Here is a 12,001-nt window from a genome sequence, read left to right on the forward strand (position 1 = left end):
TTTTTGCAATATTTTCCCTGTTCGGGTCAGCGTGTATGACCTATATTTGAGCCTGAATGCACATATCTTCTGCGTTAGGAGGCGCGCGATGAGCAAGCACCAGATTACGCTGAACGACCGGTTCGACCTGGACAAGGACCAGGTCCTGCTGAACGGCACCCAGGCCCTTGTCCGGCTGATGCTGACCCAGAAGGCCCGCGACCGGGCCGCCGGACTGAACACCGCGGGCTATGTCACGGGGTACCGGGGGTCGCCGCTGGGCGCGGTCGACATGCAGATGCGCCGGGCCGAAAAGCACCTGCGCGCCGCTGACGTGAAATTCGAGGAAGGGCTGAACGAGGATCTGGCCGCGACCGCGCTCTGGGGCAGCCAGCAGGCCGAACTGCGCGGCGAAGGCAAGTTCGACGGCGTTTTCGGACTCTGGTACGGCAAGGGGCCGGGCGTCGATCGCTCTGGCGACGCGATGCGCCATGCCAACATGGCGGGAACGTCGAAACATGGCGGCGTGCTGATGGCGATGGGGGACGACCATACCGGCGAATCCTCGACCGTGCTGCACCAGTCGGAATGGGCGCTGGTGGATGCCTACATGCCCGTCGTGTCGCCCGCCGGGGTGCAGGAGATCCTGGATTACGGCCTTTATGGCTATGCGCTGTCGCGCTTTTCCGGCCTCTGGGTCGGTCTCAAGACGATGAAGGACACGATCGAGGCAACAGCCGTGGTCGATGGCCGCCCCGACCGTGTGCAACTGGTCACGCCTGACTTCGACATGCCCGAGGGCGGTCTGAACATCCGCCTTCAGGACACGCCGCACGCGCAAGAGGCGCGGATGATCGACTACAAACGCTTTGCGGCCGAGGCGTTTTCGCGCGCCAATGGCATGGACAAGCGCGTCTGGGGCAAGCCGGGGGCCAAGATCGGCCTTGTGGCGGCGGGCAAGAACTGGCTCGATCTGCAGCACGCCATGGCGCTGCTGGGTATCGACGAGGCCGAGGCCGAGCGGCTGGGGATCACCAACTACAAGGTCGGGCAGGTTTTCCCGCTGGACATGCAGGGGTTCTATGACTGGGCTGAGGGGCTCGACCTGATCGTGGTCATCGAGGAAAAGCGCAAGCTGATCGAGGTGCAGATCAAGGAGGCGCTGTTCGACAACCGCCAGGGCCGCCGTGTCTATGGCTGGTACAAGGGCGGGTCGGGCGGAATGCACAGCGAGGAACTGTTCCCGACCCGCGGTGCGCTGGACCCGATCTGGATCGCACGCAAGCTGGGTGAGATCTTTGTCGAGGAAGGCCGCGGCACCGACCGCATCAAGGCCGGGCTGACCAGCATCGAAGAGGCGGCGCGCGCCGACAACCTGCCAGAGATCGCGGCACGTCTGCCCTATTTCTGCGCTGGTTGTCCGCACAACACCTCGACCAAGGTGCCCGAGGGCAGCCGCGCTTATGCCGGGATCGGCTGTCACTACATGGTTCAGTGGATGGACCGCGAGACGCTGGGCTTTACCCACATGGGGGCTGAGGGCGCGAACTGGATTGGCGAGGCGCCGTTTTCCAAGCGCGGCCATGTCTTTCAGAATCTCGGCGACGGGACCTATAACCATTCCGGGGTGCAGGCGATCCGCGCGGCGCTCGCCGCCGGAACCAACATCACCTACAAGATCCTCTTCAACGACGCGGTCGCCATGACCGGCGGACAGAAGAACGAGGGCGGGCTGACCCCGGAACGCATCGCCGCCGAGGTCAAGGCGATGGGTGTCGCGGACCTGGCCGTGGTCTATGACGAAAAGGAAGACGTGAATACCGCCGCTTTCCCGGACGGCGTGCAGTTGTTCGAACGCGCCGAGCTGGAGACGGTGCAGAAACGCATGGCCGAGGTCGAAGGTGTTTCTGCCATCATCTACGTCCAGACCTGCGCCGCCGAGAAGCGCCGCCGCCGCAAGCGCGGCAATTTCCCCGATCCCGATCAGCGCGTGTTCATCAACACCGATGTCTGCGAAGGCTGCGGCGATTGTGGGGTGCAGTCCAACTGTGTCGCCATCACGCCCAAGGAAACCGAACTGGGCCGCAAGCGCGAGATCGACCAGAGCGCCTGTAACAAGGACTTTTCCTGCCTCAAGGGCTTCTGCCCCTCTTTCGTGACCCTCCAAGGCGCGCAGGTGAAGAAATCCGCCACCACCGAATTGCACCTGCCGGACATGCCCGCGCCGCAGCTGCCCGCGATCAACGGCACGCATAACGTCGTCATCACCGGCGTCGGCGGCACCGGCGTGGTGACCATCGGCGCGGTGCTGGCGCAAGCCGCCCAGATCGACGGAAAGGGCGCGGCCATGATGGAAATGGCCGGCCTCGCGCAAAAGGGCGGGGCGGTGCACATCCACCTGCGGCTGGCCGATAAGCCTGACGACATCAACGCCGTGCGCGTGGCCACCGGCGAGGCCCATGCGCTGATCGGCGGCGACCTTGTGGTCTCCGCCGGGTCCAAGACGCTGGGCCTGACCCGCACCGGCCAGACCGGCGCCGTGGTCAACAGCCACGAGATCATCACCGGCGATTTCACCCGCGACACGGAATTCACCCTGCCCACGGACCAGTTGCGCCTGGCGCTGGAGGCGCGGTTGCAGGAGAAAGTGGCCTTTTTCGACGCATCGGAATTGGCGCGGGCGACGCTGGGCGACTCGATCTTTTCCAACATGATGATCCTCGGCGCCGCCTGGCAGCAGGGGCTGATCCCGCTGGGCCATGAGGCCATCGCCGAGGCGGTCGAGCTGAACGGCGCAGCGGTGGAAAAGAACCTGCGCGCTTTCGAGATCGGCCGCTGGGCGGTGTTGAACCCTCAAGAGGCACGCGATCTGCTGACCCCCAAGGTCGTGGCAAAGCCCAAAGGGCTGGACGAAAAGATCGCCTTCCGCGCCGATCATCTGGTGAAATACCAAGGCAAGGGGCTGGCGAAACGCTATCGCAAGCTGGTCGATCCGATCGAGGACAAGCGCCTGAAAGAGGCGGTGGCCAAGGGGTATCACAAGCTGTTGGCCTACAAGGACGAATACGAGGTCGCGCGCCTGCTGCTGGAAACCCGCGACAAGGCGACGGGCACCTTCGATGGCGATTTCAAGATGACCTTTCATCTGGCGCCGCCGATCATGACCAAGACCGGCGCCGATGGCCGCCCGGTGAAAAAGACCTTTGGCGAGGGCATGTTGCGCTGGTTCCGCCTGCTGGCCCGGCTCAAGGGTCTGCGCGGCACGCCGCTGGACATCTTTGGCCGCAGCGAGGAGCGCCGCATGGAGCGCGCGCTGATCAAGCAGTATGAGGCCGACATGGCTGAATGGCTGCCCAAGGCGCGCCCCGAAACGATGGATGCGCTTGTCGCGCTGGCCGAATTGCCGCTGCAGATCCGCGGTTTCGGTCCGGTCAAGGCCGGGAACGAGGGCAAGGCCGCCAAGCGGCGCGAGGAACTGCTGTCCGTTCTGCGGCAGGGCGGAACCCCCTTGAAGGAGGCCGCCGAGTAAGGGAAAAGGCGCCCGCAGCGGGTCACGAGAGCTCTATCGGAATGTCACATATTCTGGTCACAACGGTCGAACGGCAGTAAAATGGCGCACGATACCAAGAAGGACCCGTTGCCGATGCCGAACCGGCGTCAGATCGCCCGTGACATCTCGTACAGCTATTCGGCTAGCACGCGGGGCGGGCGCGCCATGATCCGGCTGATGGAAAACGCCACCGGCCGGATCGGATTGATCCGGCGCGCCGAAGGCTATGAACACGAGGTCGCGCAGGGCCGCGATTTCTGGCAGGTCATGGTGGAACGCTATGGCCTGGGGCTTGAGGTGATTGGCGGCAATCTCGACAATCTGCCCAAGGACGGGCCGCTGATCGTCATCGCCAACCATCCCTACGGGATTCTCGACGGTCTGATGATGGGCCATATCCTGTCGGTCGTGCGTGGCGATTTCCGCATTCTCGCGCACAAGATCTTTCGCAAGGCCGACGAGCTGGACCGGATCGTCCTGCCCGTCAGTTTCGAAGAGACCAAGGAAGCGGTGCAGCAGAACCTTGCGACCCGGAAAGAGGCGCTGGACTATCTCGCGGGCGGCGGCTGTATCGGCATCTTTCCTGGTGGCACAGTGGCCACGGCGGGCAAGCCCTTTGGCCGTCCGATGGATCCGGGTTGGCGGACGTTCACGGCCCGTATGATCGGCAAGTCCAACGCCACCGTGGTGCCGATCTATTTCGACGGCCATACCTCGCGCCTGTTCCAGCTGGCCAGCCATTTGCATACCACCCTGCGCATGGGTCTTTTGATCAAGGAATTCCGCAAACGCGTGGACACGCCGGTGCGCGTCGTCATCGGCGATGCGATCCCGCGGGCGGAAATCGACGCACGCGCCAAGGATGCGCGGGCGATGATGGATTTCCTGCGCAAAGCGACTTATGAGCTTTCTCCGACTCCCCTGGGGTCTTACGACTACGGGTTCGAGTTCCAAGAGAAACACAAGGAAAAGCCGAAGGCGCGCCACTGACAAGACGCGCCGCAGGGCAGGCGGGAGCGCAAGAGCATGGCGGTAGGGATCTTTGACAGCGGCCTGGGCGGGCTGACGGTGCTGGATGCGGTGTCGGAACGCCTGCCGGATGTGCCCTTTGTCTATTTCGGGGACAACAAGCACGCGCCTTACGGGGTACGCGACGCCGACGATGTCTATAACCTGACCTGCGCGGCGACGGAACGGCTGTGGGAGGCGGGCTGCGACCTGGTCATCCTGGCCTGCAACACCGCAAGCGCGGCGGCGCTGCGCCGGATGCAGGAAAGCTGGATCCCGCGCGACAAGCGTGTGCTGGGCGTCTTTGTGCCCCTGATCGAGGCACTGACCGAACGGCAGTGGGGCGACAACAGCCCGCCGCGCGAAGTGGCCGTCAAACATGTCGCGCTCTTTGCCACACCCGCCACCGTGCGCAGCCGTGCCTTTCAGCGCGAGCTGGCCTTTCGCGCCATCGGTGTCGATGTCGAGGCGCAGGCCTGCGGCGGCCTGGTCGATGCCATCGAAGAGGGCGACATGATCCTGGCCGAGGCGCTGGTGCACAGCCATGTCGATGCGCTGAAACGCAAGATGCCCGACCCGGAGGCGGTGATCCTCGGCTGCACGCATTACCCGCTGATGCAGGAGGTTTTTCAGGAGGCGCTGGGGCCAGAGGTGTCGGTCTATTCGCAGGCCAACCTCGTGGCGGAATCGCTCTCGGATTACCTGCAGCGGCATCCGGACATGATGGGCCCCGGTATGGAAAGCGGTTTCCTGACCACGGGCAATCCGCTGAAAGTCTCGCAGAACGCGACACAGTTCCTGCGCCGCAAAATCACCTTCGACGCCGCCTGAGCGAAGGGGCGGGGCGCGCGGATTGGTCCGGGGCTAGTCCGTCGTGCCGGGCCGTTCGCCCACGTCGCCGGACCACCAGGCGCGCTTGATCCCTTGGTAGACGGTAATTTCCTGACCCGGCTGAAAGGGGGTCAGGTGGTGTTCCTTGTAGGCTAGGCTTTCGCCGCGGCGTCCGCTTTGTTCTTCCCAGGTGAGTCGATAGCGATAGCGATTGTTGACGCGGTAGTTGGTGCGTTTCGTGCCTGTCACCCGCGCGGTTTCGCGCGCGCCGTAGCGCCGTGCGCGCACGGCGGCCACGGCCTTTTGTCCGGGGAACCACATCGCCAGCAGGGCCGCGATGCCAAAGACCAGCGCCATCCAACGCGTGATGATCGAGGCGGTCCGGTTTTCGCCACGGCGCATCTCGGTCGTGTCGGGGTCGCTCTCCAGGTACCAGATCGGGACGCGGTCGCCGATGACGTTGTTGCGATAGAGGCTGGAGCCGACAGAGCGGGTGAGATTGATCGTCTCGCCCCTGTTGGTCTCGAAGCGGAGCTGGAAATAATAGGTGACCTCGCGGTCGCCGTCGCTGTCGGTGGTGACGCGCTCGTATTTGTCCAGAAGGTCCGCCGCGGTCTCGCGCCCCTCGGCGTCAAAGCGATGCGCAAGGGTCAGCGTGAGATGGCTGATGAAGGTCAGGATGCTGAGGATGAGCACAAAGACGAGCGTGAGCCATCCGCCCATCTGCCAGAATAACCGCCAGAGCGGTACGGGTCCGTCGCCTGCCACCTGTGCCATGCCGGCATATTGGCGGTGCCTGTGCCGGGGATCAACCGTAGAGGCCGGGTTTTATTCATTGATTGCAACGAAGCGGGCGGCTATAGGCATCTGGCAAAGGAGCCCTGTCATGATCGCCTTTCACGCCCTGCGCCTGCGACGATGACCCGCCCGCCGTCCCCATCGGCGGCGCCCTTCTCCTTTTCTTCCCGCATTTCGCGCGGTGCGACCCGTGCGCCCCTTCCTGCAAGTGACCTGACATGACCCATTCCATCGCCATCATCGGCGCTTCCGGCTATACCGGGGCAGAGCTGATCCGGCTGATCGCCACCCACCCCTCGTTCGAGATCAAGGCGTTGGCCGCCAATTCCAAGGCCGGGCAGAGCTTGGCCCAGGTCTTTCCGCACCTGCGCCACCTGGACCTGCCGGACCTCGTGACCTGGGAGCAGATCGACTTTACGGGCATCGACCTGTGTTTCTGCGCCCTGCCGCACAAGACAAGCCAGGAAGTGATCTCGCAATTGCCGAAATCGGTGAAGATCGTCGATCTCTCGGCGGACTTCCGGCTGCGTGACCCGGCGGATTACGAGAAATGGTACGGTAACTCGCATGTGGCCGTGGAGACGCAGGCAGAGGCGGTCTATGGCCTGACCGAGTTCTACCGCGAACAGATCAGGGACGCACGGTTGGTGGCGGGCACGGGATGCAACGCGGCGACGGGGCAGTACATCCTGCGGCCGCTGATTTCCGGCGGGTTGATCGACCTCGACGAGATCATCCTGGACCTGCAATGCGGGGTCAGCGGCGCGGGCCGGTCGCTGAAGGAAAACCTGCTGCACGCGGAATTGTCCGAAGGGACCAATGCCTATGCTGTCGGCGGCACGCACCGGCATCTGGGCGAGTTCGACCAGGAATTCAGCGCCCTGGCGGGCCGTCCTGTGGAGATTCAGTTCACCCCGCATCTGGGGCCGTTCAACCGGGGTATCCTGGCAACCGCCTATCTCAAGGGCGATGCCCAGGCGATCCACTCGGCGCTGGTTGCGGCCTATGCGGATGAAGCCTTTGTCGAGGTGCTGCCCTTTGGCGAAACCCCCTCGACCCATCATGTGCGCGGCTCGAACTTTTGCCATGTCGGGGTTGCGGCCGACCGGCGCGCGGGGCGGGCCATCGTCGTGGCCGCGCTGGACAACCTTACCAAGGGTAGTTCCGGGCAGGCACTGCAGAACGCCAACCTGATGCTGGGGGAGGCGGAAACCGCGGGGCTGATGCTGGCGCCCTGTTTCCCCTGATCCTGAGGCGATCCACCTGAGGCGATCCAATGGCGCGCGCGGGGCGCGCGCACAGGGGAATTTGCGTTCAGGCCACGCAGGCCTTGAGGAGGGCGCTGCCCTCCTCAAACTCCTCCCGGAGGTATTTTCAGCCCAAAGAAGCCGAAAAGGCGCGGCAAATTGTGCAAGGCCCTCCCCAAGGGCCTGCGGTTTCTCTATATTTGCGGCATAGCTTCGCGACGCGGTGAAAGAGGATCCACATGGCCCTGAAATCCCTCAAGAAACAAAGGCGGATCCAGATCGTTGCGCTGGCTGCGGTGGCGCTGATCGTCTCGACCGGGTTGATCGGCTATGCCATGCGCGACGGGATCAATTTTTTCCGTTCGCCCAGCCAGGTGATGGAAGAGCCTCCGGCGCCGCACGAGGTGTTCCGGATCGGCGGACTGGTCGAGGACGGCTCGTTGGTGCGCGGGGCGGGAGAGCAGATCCGGTTCAGCGTGACCGATGGTGGTGCGACGGTGCCGGTGGTTTATACCGGCGTGCTGCCGGACCTTTTCGAGGAAAACCAGGGCATGGTCGGCACAGGGCGGTACGTCGACGGCGTGTTCGAGGCCTCGGAGATCCTGGCCAAGCACGACGAGACCTACATGCCCAAGGAAGTGGTCGATGCGCTGAAAGAGCAGGGCGTCTACCAGGAACCCGAAAGCTGAGCGCCGGGTTTGCCCGGGTTGCTGGGCGTTTCGACGAGGTAGAGCACCACGCGTAGCCCGCCGCGCAGCGGGCGATCCAGCATCATGCCACCGCCGGACTGGCGTGCGAAGCCGGCGACGGAGGACAGGCCGAGGCCGCGGCCTTCGTGCGGGGGTTTGGTGGTGTAGAAGGGTTCGGCCAGGCGCGGCAGGGCCTCGTCCGGCACGCCCGGTCCATCATCCTCGACGATCAGCGCGACATAGGGCGGCGGCGCCTCTGGTGCCGGCACCAGCCCTTCGGCAGAGCCGCGACGCTCCGCGGTGATCCGGATCGTGCCTTGTCCGCCCGTTGCTTCCTGCGCGTTCAGGCACAGCTGAATGGCGCAGGTTTCCAGCATGTCGCGGTCGGCCAGCGCCACGATGGCGTCGTCCGGGGGCGGTGTCTCGACCCGCATGTCGGGGCCGAGCATGTCGCTCAGGACCTCGGTCAGGTCGACGAGAAACCCCTCCATCGGGATCGGCGTGGGTGACAGGCGGGTGCGACCGCTGGCGGCCATGAGCTGGCGGACCTTGACCGCGGCACGCCCGGCGGCGGCGCGACTTTCCTCGATGGCTGCCTGTCTTTCCTCGGCGTCCGGCAGGGTTTCGAACAGCTCAAGATTGCCGAGGATGACGGTCAACTGATTGTTGAATTCATGCGCGACACCGCCGACGAACTGTCCAAGGGCGCGGGCCATCTGGGCGCTGGCATAGCGTTTCTGGGCGGTGCGCAGGTCTGCCTGCAAGCGCCAGCCCACGATCATCGACCCTATGTAGTATCCCAGCACCGCCAGGGCGACGAAGGCGACCAGCAGCCGGCTGGTCCAGTCATCGAGGAGCGGCTGCAGCAGAATTACGAGCGACAGCATCATGATGGAGACAAGGACGCAGTCGGCGACCAACAGCCCGGATTCGCGCTGTGGGCGTTGCAGGGTGTAGAGAGCGTAGCCCACAAGCCCCGCCGCGCCTGCAAAGGTCGTGCCCGGCTGCATGTGTTCGGCCACGAGGTAGAGTGGCAGCGCCAGGAAACAGAGGCCGGCCAGAACGTAGCTGGCCAGCGCGCTCCAGTAGCGTATCCATGCCGGACCCCGCCGCAGGCGGAGCAACAAAAAGGCCATGCCGCCTTCGAAGACGAGGTAGGCCGCGCTCCAGATCAGGGCGATCTGCCTGTCGATGACAAGCAGCAATACGGCAACCACCACGGCGATGACGACATAGCGGATCACCACTTCGAGCAGCGATCCGTATTCGGCGCGACGCATCTCGTCCAGCCGTGATTGATAGCTGTCACGGGAAGGGAGCCGGGCCATGTCCTGCGTCTCTCCGCCGGGGTCGCGCGAACCTGCGGCTGTGGTCACGGTAAAACATGGCTCAGGGTACGCAATCTCTTGGGCCACGTCACTTGGGTTATTCGGAATGCTACCCGAATGAACAGGGCCCGGAGGCGTGCCTTAGGGCCCTGTTAAGATTTTGAAACCAAAAGGTTGTCAGCGCAGGATGCTACGTCCCGCATAGATTGCAGTGTCTTCCAGCATCTCCTCGATCCGGATCAGCTGGTTGTATTTCGCGAGCCGGTCCGAACGCGCCAGCGAGCCGGTCTTGATCTGGCCGCAGTTGGTGGCAACCGCCAGATCGGCGATGGTCGCGTCCTCGGTTTCGCCCGAGCGGTGCGACATCACGTTGGTCATGCGGGCGCGGTGCGCCATGTCAACCGCCTGCAGGGTTTCCGTGAGCGTGCCGATCTGGTTGACCTTGACCAGCATCGAGTTGGCGCAGCCTTGCTCGATGCCCATCGCCAGGCGCGCGGGGTTGGTCACGAACAGGTCGTCGCCCACCAATTGCACCTTCTGGCCCAGGACCTCGGTCAGCAGGCGCCAGCCGTCCCAGTCGTCCTCGGCGCAGCCGTCCTCGATCGAGACGATCGGGTAGTCGTTTACCAGGGCCTGCAGGTAGGCCACGTTTTCATCCGGGGTCAGCGAGAGGCCTTCGCCCTTCATCTCGTATCTGCCGTCCTTGAAATACTCGGTCGAGGCGGCGTCGAGGGCCAGGTACATGTCCTCGCCGGGCTTGAAACCGGCCTTCTCGATCGACTTGAGGATGAAATCCAGTGCGTCGCGGGTGCTTTTCAGTTCCGGCGCAAAGCCGCCCTCGTCGCCGAGGCCGGTGGACATGCCTGCCGCGCTCAATTCCTTTTTCAGGGTGTGGAAGACCTCGGACCCCATGCGCACCGCCTCGCGGATGTCGCTCGCCGCGACCGGCATGATCATGAATTCCTGGATGTCGATCGGGTTGTCGGCATGTTCGCCGCCGTTGATGATGTTCATCATCGGCACGGGCAGGGTGCGGGCCGAAGTGCCGCCGACATAGCGGAACAGCGGCTGGCCGGTGAATTCCGCCGCCGCCTTGGCGGTGGCCAGGCTGACGCCCAGGATGGCGTTGGCGCCAAGCCGGCCCTTGTTCTCGGTCCCGTCGAGTTCGCACATGGCCAGGTCGATGGCGACCTGCTCTATCGCGTCAAAGCCCAGGATCGCCTCGGCCAGTTCTCCGTTCACCGAAGCCACCGCATCCAGAACGCCTTTGCCCAGGTAGCGGGATTTGTCGCCGTCGCGCTTTTCCACCGCTTCGTGAACGCCGGTCGAGGCGCCCGAGGGCACGGCGGCGCGGCCCATCGACCCGTCTTCGAGGGTGACGTCGACTTCGACGGTCGGGTTGCCGCGGCTGTCGAGAATCTCGCGTGCGTGGATGTCGATAATGGTGCTCATGGATCTGGTCCCTCAAGGCTGTCCGTTCGCCGGTGTCATAACAGGCGCGCGGGGAAAGTAAACGCGGGCGATAGCGCTAACGCCCCTTTGTGTGTGAGGGTTGCGCTAACGTCGCGCGCTAACGGCCCCGGGTGGCGCAGGCCGAAGAGAAAAGAAACCAAGTCTTTGTAACCCCTTGATGACGTTCCGTCGCTTGAGGAATGGCGAGGGGTGTCAGGCTGCGGCGGCCCGTGCCAGCCGCCGCTCACGCAGGAAGGTATAGAGACCGGCGACCAGGATCAGGGCGGCGCCGGCCAGTGTCCAGAAATCCGGGCGGTCGCCGAAGATCAGAACGCCCAATCCGGTGGTGAAAACCAGCCGGGAATAGCGAAACGGGGCCACGATTGACGCCGGGGCCATGCGCATGGCCGAGGTGATGGCCAGATAACCCGAGGTTGTCACCACGACCGCGCCCAGCGTTGGCCAGAGCGCGGCGCCGGTAAAGCTCGAAGGTTCCGGCGACAGCGCCCAGAGCGCCAGCCCCGGCAGCAGGGTCGAGCCGAATCCCCAGGTCGAGATCGCCAGTGCCGGGATGTGGTCGGGCGACAGGCGGGTGACGAGGTCACGCGCGGACAGCGCGGTGATGCCCATGACGGCGAAAAGTTCCCATCCCGTAAACCCGGCGCCAAAGGGACGGATCACCATCATCATGCCCAGGATTCCGACCCCCACGGCGACCCAACGGCGCCAGCCCACATGTTCCTTCAGGAAGATCGCAGCGCCCAGTGTCACAACCAATGGTCCGGTCTGGATGATCGCGGCAAAAACCGGCAGCGGAACATAACGCAGACCGACCACCATGCCGATGGCGCCGAAGACCTCGAAGAAATTGCGCAGCAGGATCATCGGGTGCAGGGCGTCGCGGCTCCAGACGCTGACCCGCAGGGCGCGCGCCATCGTGATGAACAGCAGCGTGCCGCCGAGGCCCACTAGGGTCATGACCTGGCCGATGGGCGCGGCCAGCGTGGCGAGCTTGAAAAACGCATCCGCTCCGGCTAGCAGCGCCATCGAGAGGATCATCAGGGAAATGGCGCGCAGGATCATGCGGGCGCCTGCTTGGGGCGGGTGCGGGTCATGCCG

General features: G+C 64.4%; 9 protein-coding genes. 5 read left to right on the forward strand and 4 right to left on the reverse strand.

From position 1 onward, the window contains the following. The first annotated feature begins 88 nt into the window (after positions 1 to 88). From KZZ07_RS15045 to murI, 3 genes are all read left to right on the forward strand, one after another. A complete protein-coding gene (locus KZZ07_RS15045; RefSeq protein ID WP_219515337.1) occupies positions 89 to 3,508 on the forward strand; it encodes an indolepyruvate ferredoxin oxidoreductase family protein in 3,420 nt (1,139 codons plus the stop codon). 114 nt (positions 3,509 to 3,622) lie between these two features. After that, entirely contained in the window at positions 3,623 to 4,519 is an 897-nt protein-coding gene (locus KZZ07_RS15050; RefSeq protein ID WP_219515583.1) for a lysophospholipid acyltransferase family protein, read from the forward strand. Between the two features lie 36 nt (positions 4,520 to 4,555). Continuing rightward, a complete protein-coding gene (gene murI, locus KZZ07_RS15055; RefSeq protein WP_219515340.1) occupies positions 4,556 to 5,368 on the forward strand; it encodes a glutamate racemase in 813 nt (270 codons plus the stop codon). A gap of 33 nt (positions 5,369 to 5,401) precedes the next feature. Here the strand turns inward: murI and KZZ07_RS15060 are convergent, their stop codons facing one another. After that, on the reverse strand, positions 5,402 to 6,145 hold the full coding sequence (locus KZZ07_RS15060) for a DUF3592 domain-containing protein (RefSeq protein WP_219515343.1): 744 nt from the start codon (positions 6,143 to 6,145) through the stop codon (positions 5,402 to 5,404). Positions 6,146 to 6,384: 239 nt separating this feature from the next. Here KZZ07_RS15060 and argC point away from each other — a divergent pair, with 239 nt between their 5' ends. Both argC and ccmE read left to right on the forward strand, forming a co-directional pair. Beyond that, entirely contained in the window at positions 6,385 to 7,413 is a 1,029-nt protein-coding gene (gene argC, locus KZZ07_RS15065; protein ID WP_219515345.1) for an N-acetyl-gamma-glutamyl-phosphate reductase, read from the forward strand. A gap of 239 nt (positions 7,414 to 7,652) precedes the next feature. Further along, complete coding sequence (gene ccmE / locus KZZ07_RS15070) at positions 7,653 to 8,102, forward strand: cytochrome c maturation protein CcmE (protein WP_219515349.1); 450 nt, start codon at positions 7,653 to 7,655, stop codon at positions 8,100 to 8,102. Here the strand turns inward: ccmE and KZZ07_RS15075 are convergent. The 3 genes from KZZ07_RS15075 to KZZ07_RS15085 all read right to left on the reverse strand — a co-directional run bounded on the left by KZZ07_RS15075 (position 8,081) and on the right by KZZ07_RS15085 (position 11,965). Continuing rightward, complete coding sequence (locus tag KZZ07_RS15075; RefSeq protein WP_219515352.1) at positions 8,081 to 9,430, reverse strand: sensor histidine kinase; 1,350 nt, start codon at positions 9,428 to 9,430, stop codon at positions 8,081 to 8,083. The genes ccmE and KZZ07_RS15075 overlap by 22 nt on opposite strands. A gap of 177 nt (positions 9,431 to 9,607) precedes the next feature. Next, positions 9,608 to 10,882, reverse strand: a complete 1,275-nt coding sequence (eno, locus tag KZZ07_RS15080; RefSeq protein ID WP_219515354.1) for a phosphopyruvate hydratase — start codon at positions 10,880 to 10,882, stop codon at positions 9,608 to 9,610. Positions 10,883 to 11,095: 213 nt separating this feature from the next. After that, positions 11,096 to 11,965: a DMT family transporter gene (locus KZZ07_RS15085; RefSeq protein WP_219515355.1), complete on the reverse strand. Its 870-nt coding sequence runs from the start codon at positions 11,963 to 11,965 to the stop codon at positions 11,096 to 11,098. Positions 11,966 to 12,001: the final 36 nt, after the last annotated feature.

Origin of the sequence: Mameliella sp. CS4 (genome assembly GCF_019392335.1) — a bacterium.
GTDB lineage: Bacteria > Pseudomonadota > Alphaproteobacteria > Rhodobacterales > Rhodobacteraceae > Antarctobacter.

Excerpts from the sequence above, each read along its gene's own strand:
- murI (WP_219515340.1), top strand. The coding sequence starts at position 4,556 with ATGGCGGTAGGGATCTTTGACAGCGGCCTGGGCGGGCTGACGGTGCTG.
- KZZ07_RS15085 (WP_219515355.1), bottom strand. The coding sequence starts at position 11,965 with ATGATCCTGCGCGCCATTTCCCTGATGATCCTCTCGATGGCGCTGCTA.
- KZZ07_RS15050 (WP_219515583.1), top strand. The coding sequence starts at position 3,623 with ATGCCGAACCGGCGTCAGATCGCCCGTGACATCTCGTACAGCTATTCG.
- eno (WP_219515354.1), bottom strand. The coding sequence starts at position 10,882 with ATGAGCACCATTATCGACATCCACGCACGCGAGATTCTCGACAGCCGC.
- KZZ07_RS15075 (WP_219515352.1), bottom strand. The coding sequence starts at position 9,430 with ATGGCCCGGCTCCCTTCCCGTGACAGCTATCAATCACGGCTGGACGAG.
- ccmE (WP_219515349.1), top strand. The coding sequence starts at position 7,653 with ATGGCCCTGAAATCCCTCAAGAAACAAAGGCGGATCCAGATCGTTGCG.
- argC (WP_219515345.1), top strand. The coding sequence starts at position 6,385 with ATGACCCATTCCATCGCCATCATCGGCGCTTCCGGCTATACCGGGGCA.
- KZZ07_RS15060 (WP_219515343.1), bottom strand. The coding sequence starts at position 6,145 with ATGGCACAGGTGGCAGGCGACGGACCCGTACCGCTCTGGCGGTTATTC.
- KZZ07_RS15045 (WP_219515337.1), top strand. The coding sequence starts at position 89 with ATGAGCAAGCACCAGATTACGCTGAACGACCGGTTCGACCTGGACAAG.